At 73.8% G+C, this 16,676-nt stretch carries 20 protein-coding genes; 6 read left to right on the top strand and 14 right to left on the bottom strand.

The features are described from left to right. Positions 1-153 precede the first annotated feature (153 nt). From M8330_RS04625 to M8330_RS21790, 4 genes are all read left to right on the top strand, one after another. Complete coding sequence (locus M8330_RS04625) at positions 154-1,902, top strand: nitrite/sulfite reductase (protein WP_250826379.1); 1,749 nt, start codon at positions 154-156, stop codon at positions 1,900-1,902. Beyond that, a complete protein-coding gene (locus tag M8330_RS04620; protein WP_250057005.1) occupies positions 1,899-2,084 on the top strand; it encodes a hypothetical protein in 186 nt (61 codons plus the stop codon). Before M8330_RS04625 ends, M8330_RS04620 begins: the two co-directional genes overlap by 4 nt. Then, positions 2,081-2,827 carry a phosphoadenylyl-sulfate reductase gene (locus M8330_RS04615; protein ID WP_250057003.1) on the top strand — a complete coding sequence of 249 codons (747 nt, stop codon included), beginning with the start codon at positions 2,081-2,083 and terminating at the stop codon, positions 2,825-2,827. Before M8330_RS04620 ends, M8330_RS04615 begins: the two co-directional genes overlap by 4 nt. Before the next feature lie 78 nt (positions 2,828-2,905). Beyond that, entirely contained in the window at positions 2,906-3,658 is a 753-nt protein-coding gene (locus M8330_RS21790) for a sirohydrochlorin chelatase (protein WP_284704235.1), read from the top strand. A gap of 33 nt (positions 3,659-3,691) precedes the next feature. Here the strand turns inward: M8330_RS21790 and M8330_RS04600 are convergent, their stop codons facing one another. Then, positions 3,692-4,075 carry a DUF3037 domain-containing protein gene (locus M8330_RS04600; protein ID WP_250056999.1) on the bottom strand — a complete coding sequence of 128 codons (384 nt, stop codon included), beginning with the start codon at positions 4,073-4,075 and terminating at the stop codon, positions 3,692-3,694. After that, positions 4,072-4,872: a HipA family kinase gene (locus tag M8330_RS04595; protein ID WP_250826378.1), complete on the bottom strand. Its 801-nt coding sequence runs from the start codon at positions 4,870-4,872 to the stop codon at positions 4,072-4,074. The genes M8330_RS04600 and M8330_RS04595 overlap by 4 nt, the downstream gene beginning before the upstream one ends. Positions 4,873-4,979: 107 nt before the next feature. Between M8330_RS04595 and M8330_RS04590 the strand changes: the two genes are divergently transcribed. Further along, positions 4,980-5,714 (top strand): hypothetical protein, encoded by a 735-nt coding sequence (locus M8330_RS04590; RefSeq protein ID WP_250826377.1) that lies wholly within the window; start codon positions 4,980-4,982, stop codon positions 5,712-5,714. Between the two features lie 34 nt (positions 5,715-5,748). Here the strand turns inward: M8330_RS04590 and M8330_RS04585 are convergent, their stop codons facing one another. From M8330_RS04585 to M8330_RS04550, 8 genes are all read right to left on the bottom strand, one after another. Then, positions 5,749-6,231 (bottom strand): phosphoribosyltransferase, encoded by a 483-nt coding sequence (locus tag M8330_RS04585; RefSeq protein ID WP_250056985.1) that lies wholly within the window; start codon positions 6,229-6,231, stop codon positions 5,749-5,751. Between the two features lie 7 nt (positions 6,232-6,238). Beyond that, a complete protein-coding gene (locus M8330_RS04580; RefSeq protein WP_250826376.1) occupies positions 6,239-7,036 on the bottom strand; it encodes a regulatory protein RecX in 798 nt (265 codons plus the stop codon). Positions 7,037-7,050: 14 nt separating this feature from the next. Next, on the bottom strand, positions 7,051-8,112 hold the full coding sequence (recA, locus tag M8330_RS04575; RefSeq protein ID WP_250056981.1) for a recombinase RecA: 1,062 nt from the start codon (positions 8,110-8,112) through the stop codon (positions 7,051-7,053). Positions 8,113-8,350: 238 nt separating this feature from the next. Next, on the bottom strand, positions 8,351-8,821 hold the full coding sequence (locus M8330_RS04570) for a hypothetical protein (protein WP_250826375.1): 471 nt from the start codon (positions 8,819-8,821) through the stop codon (positions 8,351-8,353). Next, on the bottom strand, positions 8,818-10,035 hold the full coding sequence (locus M8330_RS04565; protein WP_250826374.1) for a molybdopterin-dependent oxidoreductase: 1,218 nt from the start codon (positions 10,033-10,035) through the stop codon (positions 8,818-8,820). The genes M8330_RS04570 and M8330_RS04565 overlap by 4 nt, the downstream gene beginning before the upstream one ends. After that, positions 10,032-10,733 (bottom strand): class I SAM-dependent methyltransferase, encoded by a 702-nt coding sequence (locus M8330_RS04560; protein ID WP_250826373.1) that lies wholly within the window; start codon positions 10,731-10,733, stop codon positions 10,032-10,034. The genes M8330_RS04565 and M8330_RS04560 overlap by 4 nt, the downstream gene beginning before the upstream one ends. Next, a complete protein-coding gene (locus M8330_RS04555; RefSeq protein WP_250826372.1) occupies positions 10,730-11,407 on the bottom strand; it encodes a TIGR04282 family arsenosugar biosynthesis glycosyltransferase in 678 nt (225 codons plus the stop codon). The genes M8330_RS04560 and M8330_RS04555 overlap by 4 nt, the downstream gene beginning before the upstream one ends. Further along, complete coding sequence (locus M8330_RS04550; protein ID WP_250826371.1) at positions 11,404-12,072, bottom strand: glycosyltransferase family 2 protein; 669 nt, start codon at positions 12,070-12,072, stop codon at positions 11,404-11,406. Before M8330_RS04550 ends, M8330_RS04555 begins: the two co-directional genes overlap by 4 nt. A 146-nt stretch (positions 12,073-12,218) precedes the next feature. On the opposite strand from M8330_RS04550, the gene M8330_RS04545 reads away from it, so the two are divergent. After that, entirely contained in the window at positions 12,219-13,655 is a 1,437-nt protein-coding gene (locus M8330_RS04545) for a hypothetical protein (RefSeq protein ID WP_250826370.1), read from the top strand. Positions 13,656-13,681: 26 nt separating this feature from the next. On the opposite strand, the gene M8330_RS04540 is transcribed toward M8330_RS04545, so the two are convergent. From M8330_RS04540 to M8330_RS04525, 4 genes are all read right to left on the bottom strand, one after another. Continuing rightward, the gene (locus tag M8330_RS04540) at positions 13,682-14,725 is read right to left on the bottom strand and encodes an NAD-dependent epimerase/dehydratase family protein (protein ID WP_250056968.1); all 1,044 of its coding nucleotides are present in this window, start codon (positions 14,723-14,725) and stop codon (positions 13,682-13,684) included. Continuing rightward, a complete protein-coding gene (locus M8330_RS04535; RefSeq protein WP_250056966.1) occupies positions 14,725-15,567 on the bottom strand; it encodes an S-methyl-5'-thioadenosine phosphorylase in 843 nt (280 codons plus the stop codon). The genes M8330_RS04540 and M8330_RS04535 overlap by 1 nt, the downstream gene beginning before the upstream one ends. A 105-nt stretch (positions 15,568-15,672) precedes the next feature. Further along, complete coding sequence (locus M8330_RS04530; protein ID WP_250826369.1) at positions 15,673-15,864, bottom strand: DUF3046 domain-containing protein; 192 nt, start codon at positions 15,862-15,864, stop codon at positions 15,673-15,675. Between the two features lie 43 nt (positions 15,865-15,907). Continuing rightward, on the bottom strand, positions 15,908-16,483 hold the full coding sequence (locus tag M8330_RS04525) for a DinB family protein (protein ID WP_250826368.1): 576 nt from the start codon (positions 16,481-16,483) through the stop codon (positions 15,908-15,910). Positions 16,484-16,676: the final 193 nt, after the last annotated feature.

Below are 16,676 nucleotides of genomic sequence, written 5' to 3'. Positions count from 1 at the left end.
TGACGTGAGCCTCCTCGACACCCATGTGCACCTCGTGGTCCGCCGCCACGTGGACCTCGGGCGTACGCGCAGCGCCATGTGTCCCGTCCGCTGAACCCCTGCTCTCTCCGCGGTGTTCCCCCACCGCTCCCCGTTCAGCCAAGGAGCCCCCGCATGTCCGACCTGCGTTACGCCGCCGCGCCCGCCCGCACCACCGAGATCCCGCGTCCCCGCCGTGGCGAGGGCCAGTGGGCGCTCGGCTACACCGAGCCGCTCAACAAGAACGAGCAGTCCAAGAAGGACGACGACCCGCTGAACGTGCGGGACCGCATCCTCTACACCTACTCCAAGCGCGGCTTCGACTCGATCGACCCCGCGGACCTGCGCGGCCGTCTGCGCTGGATGGGCCTCTACACTCAGCGCAAGCCCGGGATCGACGGCGGCCGCACCGGCTCGCTGCCCGAGGAGGAGCTGGACGACCGCTTCTTCATGATGCGGGTCCGCAGCGACGGCCAGCTGCTCTCCTCGGCCGCCGTCCGGGCCCTCGGCGAGATCGGGCGCGACCACGCGCGCGACACCGCCGACGTCACCGACCGCGAGAACATCCAGTACCACTGGATCCGCATCGAGGACGTGCCCACGATCTGGCAGAAGCTCGAGGACGCCGGCCTCTCGACGCTGGAGGCCTGCGGCGACTCCCCGCGCCCCTTCCTCGGCTCGCCGGTCGCCGGCGTGGCCGCCGACGAGATCATCGACGGCACCTCCGCGCTGGACGAGATCAAGCGCCGCTACCTGGGCGACCCGGCCTTCTCGAACCTGCCGCGCAAGTTCAAGACGGCGCTGACCGGACACCCCAGCCACGACGTCTCCCCCGAGACCAACGACGTCGCCTTCGTCGGCTCGCTGCACCCCGAGCACGGCCCCGGCTTCGACGTCTGGGTCGGCGGCGGCCTGTCCACCAACCCGATGCTGGCGCAGAAGCTCGGCGTCTGGGTGCCCCTGGACAAGGTCGCGGACGTCTGGTCCGGCGTCGCCGGCATCTTCCGCGACTACGGCTACCGGCGCCTGCGCTCGCGCGCCCGGCTGAAGTTCCTCGTCGCCGACTGGGGCGTGGAGAAGTTCCGCGAGGTCCTGGAGAACGAGTACCTCGGCGAGAAGCTGGTCTCGCTGGAGTCGCCGGAGTCCCCCGTGGGGCACCGCGACCACGTCGGCGTCCACGACCAGCAGGACGGCCGCAAGTACGTCGGCGTCGCCCCCGTGGTGGGTCGCGTCTCCGGCTCCCTGCTCCTCGCGCTGGCCGACGTCATCGACGAGTTCGACCTCGACGGAGCCCGGCTCACGCCCTACCAGAAGATCGTGCTGCTCGGCGCCGACCCGGCCCGCGTGGAGGCGCTGGTCGAGCGGCTCGACGAGATCGGCCTCTCGGCCCGTCCCTCGGTCTTCCGCCGCAGCTCCATGGCCTGCACCGGCATCGAGTTCTGCAAGCTGGCGATCGTCGACACCAAGAACCGCACCCGTGACCTGATCGCCGAGCTGGAGCGTCGGTTCCCCGACCTCACCACCGAGCAGATGGGCGGCGGCTTCTCGATCAACGTCAACGGCTGCCCCAACGCCTGCGCCCGCACCCAGGTCGCCTCCATCGGCCTCAAGGGCCAGCTGGTCATGCACGAGGGCCGGCAGGTCGAGGGCTTCCAGGTGCACCTCGGCGGCGCCACCGGCCTCCAGGCCAACTTCGGCCGCAAGCTGCGCGGCCACAAGGTCACCAGCGAGGGCCTGGACGACTACGTCGCCGCCGTGGTCAGCAACTTCCTCGCCGACCGCTCCGCCGAGGAGACCTTCACCGACTGGGTGGCCCGCGCCGACGAGTGGCAGCTCGACGGCTCGGCCGTCATCCCCGGCACCGAGGAAGGAGCACGGTCATGAGCGAGCGCGCCGTTCCCTTCCACTGCCCCTACTGCGGGGACGAGGACCTCTGGCCGCACGAGGTCACCGCCGAGGACGGCACCACGAGCTCCCCGCACGGCTCCTGGGAGTGCCGGTCCTGCCTGCGCGCGTTCTCGCTGAGGATGCTCGGGCAGGTCGCTCCCGCCAGGGGTCCGCGATGACCGCCGCCGCCACCGCCCAGGCCGCGGTCACCCGCGGCGTCGACGCAGCCGGCCGCAGCCCGGAGGAGCTCCAGGAGATCGTCCGGCACTGGGGTGCCGAGCTCGAGCTCGCGCCCGCCGAGACCATCATCGAGTGGGCCGCAGCGACCTTCGGCGAGCGGTTCTGCGTGACGTCCTCGATGGGCGACGCCGTGCTGGCGCACGTGGCCTCGAAGGTCGTGCCCGGCATCGACGTCGTCTTCCTCGACACCGGCTACCACTTCATCGAGACCATCGGCACCCGTGACGCCGTCGAGGCCACGATGCCCGTGAACCTGCGGAACATCACGCCCGAGCAGACCGTCGCCGAGCAGGACGCCACCGAGGGCCCCGAGCTGTGGCGTCGCGACCCCGACCGCTGCTGCGCCCTGCGCAAGCTCGCGCCGCTCCAGCGGACCCTGGCCGACTACGACGCCTGGGCCACCGGCCTGCGACGCGCCGAGACCCACCACCGCGTCATCGCCCCCGTCATCGGCTGGGACGTGAAGAAGCAGAAGGTCAAGGTCTCGCCCCTGGCGCGCTGGAGCGACGAGCAGGTCGAGGCCTACGTCGCCGAGAACGGCGTCCTGGTCAACCCGCTCGCCTACGACGGCTACCCCTCCATCGGGTGCGCACCCTGCACCCGTCGGGTCGCCCCCGGCGAGGACCCGCGCAGCGGGCGCTGGGCGGGCACCAGCAAGACCGAGTGCGGCATCCACGCCTGACCCGCACCACCAGCACCACCCGCACCCCCTGGAAACGAGCACCACCGCACCACCGCAACTGCAAGGAGAGAAGCACCCATGGCCGCTCCCGCCCTGGTCGCACTGGCATCCGGCTTCGACGACCCCCGCGCGACGTCCACCGTGTCCGCCATCGTCGAGGAGGTCCGCGCCGTACGCCCCGACCTGCGGGTCGAGTCGGCCTACGTGGACGCGCCGCTGAAGCGTCGCGGCTCCGTCGCTTCGGTCTGTGACGCGCTGGCGAAGGCCGGCCACGACGAGATCGTGCTGGTGCCGCTGCTGCTCACGGAGTCGCCGGAGGCCGCGGCGACCGTGGCCGGGGCGGTCTCGACCATGCAGGAGCGACACGACTCGCTCCGTGTGCAGGCCACCCCGGCCCTCGGGCTCGAGGCCTGCTTCCTGCAGGTCCTCGACAGCCGCCTGCGCGAGGCCCTGCGCACCGCTCGGGTCCGCGAGCTCGACGCGCTCGTCCTCGCGGCCGTCGGCTCCACCGACGCGATCTCCAACCAGGCCGTGGCCCGCCTGGCCCGGGTGTGGGGCGCCCACCACAAGCTCCCCGTCACCACCGCCTACGCCCAGGCCGCCCCGCCGGCCGCCGGCGAGGCCGTGCGCGCCTTCCGGGCCGAGGGACGCCGGCACATCGCCGTGGCGTCGTTCTTCCTCACCCCCGGTCCGCTCGCCGACCGGGCCGCCGAGCTCGCCCTCGAGGCCGGGGCCGCCGCGGTCGCCGAGCCGCTCGGTGCGCACCCGGAGGTCGCCCGCACGGTGCTGGCGCGCTACGCCGTCGGCGCCGTCGAGCTCGTCCCGGTCTGAGCCGGTCTGACCGTCCTGAGCCGGGCCGCCGGCTCAGTCCACGTAGGCGTCCAGCAGCCGACCCAGTGCTGCGGCGGGGTCCTCGCAGACCCCGCCGTGCACCGGGCCAGGCTGCAGCACGGTGCTGCGCGGAGCCTTGAGGAACCCGAAGCGCTGGCTGGTGCGCTCACCCGAGGCGGCCCCGGCCGCCGGCGAGCCCGAGGCGACCGCCTCGGCGTAGGCGAGCCCGCGGTGCACGTGCGCCAGGTCGAGCCCCGGGGCCAGGGCGGAGAGCCGGGCCTCGTCGACCCGGTGCGCGACCCCGAGGAAGTCGGTGGCGTGGCAGTACAGGACGACCCCCACGTTGCAGAACTCCTCGCGCTCGGGGCGAGGCACGCAGCGCAGCACCACGTACTGGTAGGACACACGCTGCGTCACGACGCGCCCCCCGGCCCCGACAGGTCCGCCAGGTCCGGCAGCCACTGCCGCGTGCCCAGTCGGGCCAGCAGGAACCGCACGTAGGCCCCCCGGACCTCCTCGGCCGTGTCGGCCCCGGGCACGGGCTGGAGCCAGCCGTCGGGGACCTCGGCGAGAACCTCGGTCAGCAGCGCCTCGTCGATGCGGGAGCCGATCTCGTCGTCGACGGCCGCCAGCACGTCCGCACCGCCTTCGAGCAGCGGCAGCAGCACGTGGTCGGAGGCATCCCAGCGCTGGGCCGCGAACCGCTGGGGGTCCGTGATCCCCCCGGCCCAGGCGTGGTGGAAGTACAGGCTGGCGCCGTGGTCGATGACCCACAGGTCGCCGTTCCACACCAGCAGGTTGGGGTTCCTCCAGGAACGGTCGGCGTTGGCGCAGAACGCATCGAGCCACAGCACCCGCGCCGCCTCCTCGGCGCCCACGGACGTGGAGCCGTCGAAGCCGAACGAGCCGGGGAGGAAGTCGATGCCCAGGTTCGAGCCCACCGAGGCGTTGATGAGGTCCTGGACCTCCTCGTCGGCCTCGTAGCGGGCCAGCTCCGCGTCGAGGTCGAGCTCGACGAGCACCGGCGTCCGCAGGCCCAACCTGCGGGCCAGCTCGCCCACCACGACCTCGGCCACGAGCACCTTCAGGCCCTGGCCCGCGCCACGGAACTTGCAGACGTAGGTGCCGAGGTCGTCGGCCTCCACGACTCCCGGGAGGCTGCCGCCCTCCCGCAACGGGGTGACGTACCGCGTCACCGCGACGTGCTCGATCACAGGAGCACCCTAGTGGCCAGTGGTCTAGGACAGGGTTTTACTGACGCCTCTCTGGGTAGTCCCTGTGCGCGTCGACCGGCGCACCCCCCTCCCAGAACGGACCCCACGTGTCCTCACGTCTCCCCCGATCCGTCCGCCTGCTCTCCTCGGGTCTCGCCACCGTCCTGCTGGCGAGCAGCCTCTCGCTGCTCCTCGCCCCCGCCGCGAGCGCCGACACGACGACCACCATCGTCGGCAGCACCACCAACCGCTGGCTCACCGCGAGCAGCTACCGCACCCAGCCGGGCGTGCCCAAGCACGGCGACGCCCTGAGCCTCTCCATCAACGTTGAGACCGCCGACGGCGACCAGGTCTACTACGGCGGCCTCACCGTCAAGCGCCGCATGGCCGGCACCAAGAAGTGGACCACCATCGCCACCTCCGAGGACGACGCGGCCTACCTGTACGACTCCACCAAGGCCGTCGGCAACGCCACCTACCGCGTCATCTACGCCGGCGGCACTCACCCCAGCACCGGCGAGGTCTACGCGCCCTCCAAGAGCACCATCACCGCCAAGGTGCAGCGCAACCTGAACGCCTCGACCTTCAACACCACGCGCGGCATCGGCCTCAAGGGCAAGGTCGTGGCCGGCTACAAGCGCAAGCTCATCGCCGTGGAGCGCAAGCAGGGCAAGAAGTGGGTCCTCTACACCCGCACTCGGACGAACGCGAAGGCTCGCTACCGCGTCAACGTCGCGGCCCCCAAGAAGAGCGGCGCGAAGATCAAGTACCGCCTGCGCATCCCGGCCTCGACCGCCTACGCCGAGACCAAGAGCGTCGTCTACACCGCGACGCGGTACTGACCGTCCGCGAGCGCGTGCGTCGCGCGGCGCCTGCTCAGGCGTCGCGCGGCGTGACGACCGGCAGGCTCGACCACGGGAAGTCGATCCAGCGGTCGGTGTGGCGCCACACGTAGTCGGGGCGCACCACGGTCCACGGCTTCTCGTAGACGACGGCCGAGCGCGCCTCGGCCACGTGGTCGCCACAGAAGTCCAGGACGGTCTGCAGCGTCTTGCCGGTGTCGGCGACGTCGTCGGTGATGAGCACCTTCATGCCCGAGAGGTCCACGGCGTCCGGCGTCGGCGGGAGCATGATCGGCACGTCGAGGCGCTCCTCGATCCCGGTGTAGAACTCCACGTTGACGGCGGAGAGGTTCTTCACGCCCAGCGCGTAGCCCAAGCCCATGCCGAGCCCGAGACCACCGCGAGCGATGGAGAGCACCAGGTCGGGCTCGTAGCCCGAGTCGGCGACGGACTGCGCGATCTCGCGCACCGCGGTGCCGAACAGCTCGTACGTCAGGATCTCGCGCTCGTCTGCCACGGCGACATCATGGCAGGTCCCACGGGGTGTCCTCACCGGCCGCCCCGTCGTCCCCCTCGCGGTCGGCCCGGACCTCCTCGTGGACGACCCGGTAGGCCATCTCGCCGCCGAACCCCTTGCGTCCGAGGGCACCGAGCAGCCGTCGCATGGCGACCGTGTCGTCGAGGGACCGCATCGAGCGCAGCTTCTTGCGGACGAGGTCTCGCGCAGCCGCCTCCTCGTCGGCCGGGTCGACCTCGTCGAGCGCCACCTTCGCGACCTCGTCGTCGACGCCCTTGCGGCGCAGCTCCTGCGCCAGCGCGCGGCGGGCCAGCTTCTTCGTGGGCTGGCGGGAGGAGACCCAGGCCCGGGCGAAGGCCTCGTCGTCGACCAGACCGACCTCCTCGAACCGGTCCAGCAGCTGCTCGGCCACGTCGTCGGGCACCAGCTTGGCGGCCAGCTTCTCGGCCAGCTCCGCGCGGGAGCGCGCACGACCCGTCAGCTGCTCGAGCAGGATCGCCCGGGCGACCTCCTCCGGGTTCTCCGGTGGGCCCGGCGCGTCCCGGGGCACGTCGTCCCCGTGCCGGCGTGAGCGCTGACCGCCGCCCGGACCCGAGGACCGGCGCCCGCGGCCCCGTCCTCGTCCCTGTCCTCGTCCCTGGCCGCGCCCGCCCCGGGTCGAGCCTCGCTCCTCCGCGGCGTCGTCGGCGTCGGCCGACTCCTGGGCAGGTGCCGCCTCCGGGGCGCGACGCGTCCACGCGTCCACGCCCAGGGAGACGTCACCGGCCCAGGAGGGAGCGGGACGGTCCTCGTGCAGGTGACCCATGAGAGAAGGGCGACTCAGAAGTCGTCGATGCCGACCGGCTCGTCGGCCGGGGCGTCGACGGTCGGGCCGACGCCGAGCTTCTCGAGGATCTTCTTCTCCAGCTCGTTGGCGAGGTCGGGGTTGTCGCGCAGGAACGTGCGCGCGTTCTCCTTGCCCTGGCCGAGCTGGTCGCCCTCGTAGGTGTACCAGGCACCGGCCTTGCGGACGAGACCCGCCTCCACGCCGACGTCGATGAGGCCGCCCTCGCGGGAGATGCCCTTGCCGTACATGATGTCGAACTCGGCCTGCTTGAACGGCGGGGCGACCTTGTTCTTCACGACCTTGACGCGGGTGCGGTTGCCGACCATGTCGGTGCCGTCCTTCAGCGTCTCGATGCGGCGCACGTCGAGGCGGACCGAGGAGTAGAACTTCAGCGCACGACCACCGGTGGTGGTCTCGGGCGAGCCGAACATGACGCCGATCTTCTCGCGCAGCTGGTTGATGAAGATCGCGGTGGTGCCGGCGCCGTTGAGGGCGCTGGTCATCTTGCGCAGCGCCTGGCTCATCAGGCGCGCCTGGAGACCGACGTGGCTGTCGCCCATCTCGCCCTCGATCTCGGCACGGGGCACCAGGGCGGCCACGGAGTCGATGACGATGAGGTCGAGCGCCCCGGAGCGGATCAGCATGTCCGCGATCTCCAGGGCCTGCTCACCGGAGTCGGGCTGGGAGACCAGCAGCGCGTCGGTGTCGACGCCCAGGTTCTTGGCGTACTCGGGGTCGAGCGCGTGCTCCGCGTCGATGAAGGCCACGATGCCGCCGGCGGCCTGGGCGTTGGCCACCGCGTGCAGCGCGACGGTCGTCTTACCGGAGGACTCCGGGCCGTAGATCTCGACGACGCGGCCGCGGGGCAGACCGCCGAGGCCGAGCGCGACGTCGAGGGCGATCGAGCCGGTGGGGATGATCTCCAGCGGGGCACGGGTCTCGTCGCCGAGCCGCATGATCGAGCCCTTGCCGTACTGGCGCTCGATGTTGCCGAGGGCGGCGTCGAGCGCCTTGTTCTTGTCCCCGGACTTGTCCGTGGTGGTCTTCGCAGCCATCTTCTGTCTCCGTCTCCCCCGGGCCTGACCCGGCTGGCCTTGTTCTCTCATGTCGTGGGCGACGCTAGGAGAAGGCACCGACAGTCACCCTCGACCCGCGGCGGGGCTGTGGACGACCGCGCTCCGCGACACGCTTGTGGACACAATCTAGCCCGAACAAGTGTTCGATCAACAACGCGGCGGACGGCGTGTCGCGCCCTCTCCCGACGCGACGGCAGGCCGCCTGCGCCGCCGCGGCTCAGCGGCGCGGCCGGTACCGCGCGAGCAGCACGCCCAGCGCCGTGAGCGCCACCAGCAGCAGCCACCCCGCGAGGTAGTCCCGGTCGAGCAGCGTGGGGTTGTCCGGCGCGTTGGCGCGGCCGAACCCGCCGAGGAACGGGACGGCGAGCAGCGTGAGCGAGCCGAGCACCACCAGTCCTCCGGCCAGCGGCCCGCGCCACCTCCCCGGTAGCCACCGGGCTGCCGCGGCGCCCAGCGCGATCAGCAGCCCCGAGAGCAGCACGTCGTGCACGAGCACCCCACCGGCCAGCCAGAGGCCGGCGTCGACGAGGTCGCCGAACGACCGGCGGGAGACCAGCAGGAACAGCCCGTAGCCCAGGACGAGGACCCCGAGCGCGCCCAGCACCACCCGCCCGACCTGCCCCACCTGCCCCACCTGACGGGGCCCGCCCGGCCCGTCGGCCACGTCCGTCCCCTCCCCCGCGTTCATGCCTGCACCTCGAGCCGGTGGACCCACTTGGTCTGGAGGACCCCGGGCCGGTTGGGCGCGATGATCCGCGCCGGGTAGCCGTGGTCGAGGCTCAGCGGCTCGCCGGAGAGGCCGAGCGCGAGCAGGGTGCGTGGGTCGTCCGCGAAGTTGCCCGGCAGGCGGGTGGAGGAGAAGGCGCCCCGTTGCTGGAGGGAGTCGACGACGACGGCCGCGCCCGCCGGGGCGCCGACGAGGTCGAGCAGGTCGCGGACCCGCACGCCCGACCAGGTGCCCTGGGCGCTCCATCCCTCCACGCACGCGATCGGCAGGGCCTCGGTGCGCTGCTCCATGGCCTCCAGGTCCGCCCGGCTCAGGGTGACGCTCTGCTCGCCGTGCACGACCTCGAGGCGGTAGTCCTCGCCGACGGCCGCCGGGTCCACCTCCGCGGCGGAGGCGGTCCGGTTGATCGGCACGCCCTGGGGGCCGTCGCCGGAGCGCACGCCCAGGACGGACACGCGCCGCAGCCAGGGCACGGTGGCGCCGGCGGTGGCGAGGACCGCCAGGCCCGCCGCCGTCCACGTGGCCGTGAGCAGGCCGCGCCGCGAGAGCCCCTCCTGGTCGACACCCCTGGTCGGGGACGTTTTGGGGACGCGGTCCTGGGAGGTGTCCTCCAGGTCGGCGCCCAGGGCCGTGCGGATCACCGGCAGCTTCACCGCCACGTGCAGCACGATCGCGCCCACCGCCACCCAGGCGACGGCGTAGTGGGTGCTGCGGAAGGAGAACGCCCACGGGTACCACTGCGTGGAGTTCATCAGCCCCGTGACGAGCATGAAGATCGCCGAGGCGACGAGCAGCGCCACGCTGACGCGCTCGGCGGTGGCGACGGCGAGCGGGCCGACGCCGCGGGGCATGGCCTGGAACAGCCGCGGCAGCACGGTCCACAGCTTGACCAGGAGCAGCGGGATGGCGGCGATGCCGGTGGCCACGTGCAGGCCCTGCGTCACCCGGTAGCCCCAGGACGGGGACGTCGGCACGGGCACCGGCGGGTCGGGCAGCTGCGAGTAGTGGCTGACCAGGCCGGTCAGGAACGCGAGGCCGAAGCAGACGCCCAGCGCCACGCCGACGCGCGCCGCGACCGCGGGGCTGCGCAGCCGCGGGGAGAAGTCCTCCTCGCGCGGCGGTCGCAGGCTGGCGAGGCGCCTCCGGCCGGGTGCGGGAGCGCCGGCGTCCGTCATCCCACCATCCTGGACCCGGCGACCCCCTCGACGCCACGGTCCAGCACCGCGACCCACCGGCGCCCGACCCGCTCGATCGAGCGCACGGCGAGACCGGCGGCGACCGCCACGGCGCAGACGTCGTCGGTGCCGAGCACGGCCCAGCGGAACGGTCGGCACGCCACCCCGTCCACCTCGAGGGTCATCCACCGCGACGTGGAGCGCACTCCGGGGCCCGCCACCTCGACGACCACGCGACCGGCGGGCCCGAGGATCGCGGCGGCCCGCTCGAGCAGCCGAACGGGGTCGCCGCCGATGCCGACGTTGCCGTCGGCGAGCAGCGCGGTGGTCCAGGAGCCCTCGCCGGGCAGGGTCTCGAACAGGGAGCCGTGCACGGCGTCCACGCCGCGGGCGCGGGTCAGCCGCACGCACTCCTCGACGACGTCGACGCCGAGGGTCCGGTGCCCACGCCGCACCAGGGCGGCGGCCATCCGCCCGGGGCCGCAGCCCAGGTCGATGGTCGCGCCCTCGCAGAGCGCCAGCAGGGCCTCGTCCTCGGTGGTGGCCTCGCCCGACCACGCGTGCACGGGCAGGAGGTCGGCGTGCGCGGCGGCCTCCGCACGCCCGAAGCCGGCCGGGGCACCCCGCAACGCGGAGGAGAAGGCGTCGGTGAAGGAGACGCGTCGGTCCTCGGCAGGGTCGGGCCGGGAGATGGTCATCGGGTGCCTCCGGTCGTCACGGGGCGGGCGGCCGCCCAGGAGGCCGCGAACATCGGGCCTGCCAGCGGGGCGACCGCGTCGGCGTCGGGCACCGTGTCCACGTCGGTCAGGACGGCGGTGGAGCCGACGGTGAGCCCGTCGTCCTCCAGGGCGTCGCGGGTCAGCCGACCGGTCTCGGGCACCGACATCGGTACGCCGGCCAGGCAGGCCGCGCGGGAGGGGTCGCGCAGCGCCAGCACCCACCAGCCCCCGTCGGTGGCGTCGCCCAGCACCGCGTCGTGGTCCTCGAGGCCGGCTGCGGCGTCCAGCAGCAGGGCAGGGGTGACCTGGGGAGTGTCCATGCCGACCTGGACGACGGCGCCCGGGCCGGTCGCGGCCACGTCGGCGTGGGCCCGGGCCAGGCGGGCGGCGAACCCGTCGCCGACCTGCGGGTGGACGTGCCAGCCGGTCGTGGCCGCGAGCAGCTCCTCGCCGCGCACCGCCTCGGCCAGGTCGCCCGCCAGGCTCAGGTGGCAGTGCGCGGCACCCACGGCGGCCGCGGCCGCGGTGAGGGTGTCGAGCAGGGACGCGGCGGCGACGTGGGCCGCGGTGTGCATGCCGACGTCCGCGCCGAGGCGGGTCTTGACCCTCCCGGCCACGGGGGCCTTGGCGACGACGAGGACGCGGGTGGTCATGCGAGCACCTTCCAGAAGTCACGGGCGGCGCGGGCGGTGCCGCGCACCGAGCCCGACACCTTCGAGCGGGTGCCGGCCGCCCGGGGGTGGTAGTCGATGTCGTGCTCGACGACGCGCCAGCCTGCCAGCGTCATCTTCTGCAGCAGCTCGACGGGGTAGCCGAAGCGGCGGTCGCGCACGTCCAGCGCGAGCAGCGCGTCCCGTCGGCTCACCCGCACCGGCGCGATGTCGTGCACGTTCGTGCCGATGCGGCGCCGCAGCCACGCCAGGATCAGGACGTTGCCCAGGCGTGCGTGCCAGGGCCACACGCCCCGTCGCACGGGACGCCGGCGGCCGACCGCCATGTCGGCACGACCGGCCACGACGTCGTCCAGCAGCGCCAGCACCTGCCGGGGGTCCATCGACCCGTCGCCGTCCATGAACGCGACGTGCTCGGCGGTCGCGGCCAGCAGCCCCGTGTGCACCGCGGCCCCGTACCCGGGTTGCGTCTCGTGCACGACCGTGGCCCCGAGCGAGGCGGCCACGGCGGCGGTGTCGTCGGTGGACCCGTTGTCGACCACGATCACCCGCAGAGCGGCCGGCACCTGCGGCAGCAGCGACCGCAGCGCCGGGCCCTCGTCGCGGCAGGGCAGCACGAGGTCTGCCAGCGTGTCGGCGGGAGGCATGGGGTGACGCTAGACCGACTTCCGGCCCCCGTGTGGGTGAGGAAGCAGTCACCAGGCGTTGGTCGGGGCGACTTCTCGGCGACCTCTCAGGTTCACCTCCCCCGGACGGGTGCCGACTCGTGCACCGTGCTGCCTAGGGTCTGCCCATGTCCAGGACGAGCGACCGGGAGCCCCGGGCCACGCGCCCGGTCGGCTCGCACGACCGCGACGGCCGGGTGGCCGCCTGGGGCGTGGGCGTCGCGCTGGTGCTGGTCGCGCTCGCGTTCGCGCTGCCGCACCTGCTGGGCTGGGACGTCCACACCCGGGCCTCCCGGTCCTCCGTGGACGCACCCCTCATCCCTCCCCTGCACGGCTGGCTCGAGCCGAAGCTGCTCGGGCCGGGCACGCTGCCGGCGCTCGCCCTGGCCGTGCTCGGGTGGACGTGGTTCGGCCGGTGGGCCCGCACGGCGCGCTGGGGTCGGCTGCTGCTGGTCGGCTACCTGCTCTGCCTGGGCTGGTGCCTGGCACTGGCACTGGTCGACGGGCCCAGCGGCCTGTCCCGCGTCCTCGGCAGCGACGTGGAGTACCTGCCCACCGCGCGGTCGGTGACGGACGTCGGCGCGCTGCTCGGCGAGTACGTCTCCCGCATCCCCTACGCGGCCGCGCCCGACAACTGGCCCACCCACGTGGCCGGGCACCCGCCGCTGATGCTGCTGTTCTTCGTCGGGCTCGTGCACCTGGGCCTCGGCGGCGACCTTGCCGCCGGCGTCGTCGTCACCGTCGTCGGGGCGACCCTGCCCCTGGCCGTGCTCGTCGCGGCCCGGGCCCTCGGCGCGGAGCGGCACGCCCGGGCCGCGGCCCCCTTCCTCGTCCTCTCCCCCGTCGCCGTGTTCGTGGCGGTCTCCGCCGACGCCGTGATCGGCGCGACCATGGCCTGGGGCCTGGCCGCGCTCGCCGTGGCCGCGACGACCCGCGGACGTGGTTGGCTGCCGTGGTCCGTCGTCGCCGGCCTCCTGCTCGGGGCCGGCGTGATGATGTCCTACGGGATGCCGCTCATGGGGCTGGTCGCCCTCGCCGTGCTCGCGACCGCACGCTCGTGGCGCCCGCTCGTCCCGGCGGCCCTGGCCGCGCTGGCCGTGGTGCTCGGCTTCGCCCTCGCCGGCTTCGCCTGGTGGGAGGCCTACCCGGTGCTGCACGACCGGTACTGGGACGGGATCGCCGCCGACCGCCCGGCCGCCTACTGGCTGTGGGGCAACCTGGCGGCGCTCGTCGTCATCACCGGCCCGCTCGTCCCCGGGGCGCTGGCGGTCGCCGGGGCCCGCCTGCGTGCGGTCTCCCCCCTGGCCGGCCCGGCCCGGGACGCGGTGCGCACCGTCGTCCTGCTCTCGCTCGCGACGGCCCTGGTGGTGCTCCTGGCGGACGCCTCGCGCATGAGCAAGGCCGAGACCGAGCGGATCTGGGTGCCCTTCGTGCCGTGGCTGACGCTGGCCGTGGCACTGCTCCCGGGCGTGCTCGAGGGTCGCGGGCGGTGGCTGCGCGTCGGGCTCGCCGTGCAGCTGGCCGGCACGATCCTCGTGCAGCAGCTGTTCTACACGTCCTGGTGACGCCGACCGATCGAGTGCTCAGGCGCTCAGGCGCGCAGCGGCGCCGTGGCGAAGGCGGGCAGCCCCTGCTCCGGCAGGATCTCCGCGCTGAACCCCAGCTCGCGCCGGGCCCGCTCCGGGCTGGCGACGATGTGCCGCACGTCCCCGAGCCGGTAGCCGCCGGTGACCTCCGGCTGGAGGTCGGAGCCGGTGCCGCGCGCGACGAGGGTGGCGACGTCCCTGATCCCGATCGGGTGGCCCGAGGCGACGTTGTAGGCCGCCACGTGCCCCGCCGGCGCCGCGACCACGGCGTCGAGGGCAGCGAGGTTGGCGCGAGCCACGTCGTGCACGTGCACGAAGTCGCGCATCTGCCCGCCGTCCTCGTAGACCTGCGGGGCCTGCCCACGCTCCAGGCTGGAGCGGAACATCGCGGCCACCCCCGAGTACGGGGTGTCGCGGGGCATCCGGGGGCCGTAGACGTTGTGGTAGCGCAGCGAGATCGACGCGGCGTCGGCCTGTCGCACCCAGGCGGAGGCGTAGCCCTCCTGCGCCAGCTTGCTGACGGCGTAGGTGGAGCGCGGGTCGAGCCGGGCGTCCTCGTCCACCAGGCCCCAGCCCAGCGGGCGGTCGCACACGGGGCAGTGGTTCTCGACGTCGCCGGCCTCCAGCGCGGCCCGGCTGCGCGGGCCGGGCACCTGGTCGCCGTGCTCGGGGCAGGTGTAGCGGCCCTCCCCGTACACGACCATCGAGGACGCCTGCACCAGCCGGTCGACGCCCGCCTCGTGCATGGCGGCCAGCAGCGCGGCCGTGCCCAGGTCGTTGACGCCGGCGTAGGCCGGCAGGTCCGCCACGGTGACGCCGGCGCCGACGACCGCGGCCTGGTGGCACACCACGTCGACACCGGCCAGCAGGTCGCCCCAGGTGCCGGCGTCGCGGACGTCGCGCTGGTGGGTGCCGGCCGGCGCGGCGGCCTCGCCGTGCGCCATGGGCAGCATCAGGTCCACGCGGACGACCTCGTCGCCGCGGGCCTCGAGCGCGTCGGCGACCGCACCGCCGATGAAGCCCTCCGACCCGGTGAGCAGGACCCGCATCAGGCGCCGGCGCCCGGCAGGCCGGCCGCGTCGGGGTCGGGGATGGCGTAGGTCGGCGGGGTCGCCTCCAGCCAGGACGCGCAGGAGCAGTCGGCCGGGTCGGGCAGGGCCGCGACGGCCGAGCCGAGGATGCCGTGCAGCCGCTCGAGGTTCTGCGCGAACAGCGCCATCACCTCGTCCGCGGAGACGCCGTGCTCGCCCTCGGCGCCCGCGTCCATGTCGGTCACGAGGGCCATGGAGGCGTAGCACATGCCCATCTCGCGGGCCAGCGGCGCCTCGGGCGTCGCGGTCATGTTGATCAGCGTCCACCCGGAGGCGGCGTAGGCCTGCGACTCGGCCCGGGTGGAGAACCGCGGGCCCTCGATGACGACCATGGTGCCGCCGTCCTTGATGTCCTCGGCGGCGCCCACCAGCGCCGTGCGCACGCCCGGGCAGTAGGGGTCGGCGAACGGCAGGTGCACCCCACCGCGCTCGACGAAGGACGGGTTGCGGCGGTAGGTCCGGTCGACCAGCTGGTCGGGGACGACGACGTCGCCGGGCGCGACCTCGGGCCGCAGGCCACCCACGGCGCACGGGGCGATGACCTGCTTGACGCCCAGGGAGCGCAGGGCCCAGAGGTTGGCGCGGTACGGGATGAGGTGCGGCGGGTAGCGGTGGTCGCGGCCGTGGCGGGGCAGGAACGCCACCCGCGTGCCGCCGACCTCGCCGACGCTGATCGCCGACGACGGCTCGCCGTAGGGCGTGGAGACCTCGACCTGCTCGGCCTCGGGCAGGAAGGAGTAGAACCCCGAGCCGCCGATGACGGCGACGTCGGCGCGGGGCGTGGTGGTGGTCTCGCTCATGCGGCCCACTCTGGCAGAGGGCTGCGACACCAGGTGGGTGGGACGTCGCCGATCTGCCGGCAGCGAGCCAGCGGCCGCGGGCGGCCGGCGCCGCCGGCGCCGGTGTCAGCTCAGGTGCTTGGGGAGCTCGAGGAACGCGTGGACGGCGGCCCAGACCTGCTTGGGGGGCACGCCCTCTTCCAGGGCCTCGAGCGGGGTGCGACCGCCCAGCTGGGTGAGCACGGTCAGCCGGGAGAAGGACCGGGTGCGATCGCCTAGGACCTCCTCCATCCGCGTCCAGAAGTCGGTGTGCCGCATGCGTCCATCCTGCACCGGGCCCCGCCCCCGGCCGTGGTCGGCCTCAGCCGGGGGCCACGTCCCAGCCGTGGTGGACCACGTCGTGCAGGTGGTAGGCGGCCAGGGTCTCCAGCGTGAACGCGCTGCCGTTGCTGCGCAGCCCCCGCTGCGCCCACAGCGCCTCGTCGTCGGCGTCGAGCCCGTCGTAGAGGTCGACCACCTCGAGGACGCCGGCCTCCAGCTCCGCCAGGGTGGTGGCCGGGTCGGCCAGGTCGTAGCGCGCCTGCACGGCCGTGGCGTCCTGGTCCCAGTTCGCGAACCTCGCAGGCTCGTCGACGGCCGCCACGACCGCCCGCACCCGCTCGCCGAAGACCCGCTGCACGTCGCGGACGTGGCAGGCGTACTCGGTGGGCGACCAGGTACCCGGGTCGGGACGGGTCCTCGCCCCCTCTCCCGTCACGACCGCCCGCCACGTCGGCAGCTGGGCGCGCAGCGTCTGGCCCAGCGCGGTCCGCGGCACGGAGCCGGAGACGAACCCGCAGTCGGGGCAGGGCTGCTCCAGGACCCAGGTCCAGTCCTTGGTGTCGGGGGTGGCGGGCGCCGCCGCGTCGAAGGGCGCGAGGTCGTGACCGGTGCTCATGTCTCTGATCCTCGTGCGGTGGCACTCCTCGCGGAAGCGGCAGGAAAGCCGAGCATCATCGATATCCTGCCACTGGGCAGGCTCCTCCCCCGGCCGTTGATCGAACGTTCGACGAAGGCGGACTCGGATGCTCGATCGTTCGACAACTCCGAGGACCCCCGGTCCCGGCCGGCAGGGCGGACCCGCGGCGCGT

The sequence above is a fragment of the Nocardioides bruguierae genome (assembly GCF_023656415.1).
Taxonomy (GTDB): domain Bacteria; phylum Actinomycetota; class Actinomycetes; order Propionibacteriales; family Nocardioidaceae; genus Nocardioides; species Nocardioides bruguierae.
This window is presented reverse-complemented; position numbering and strand designations above follow the sequence as displayed.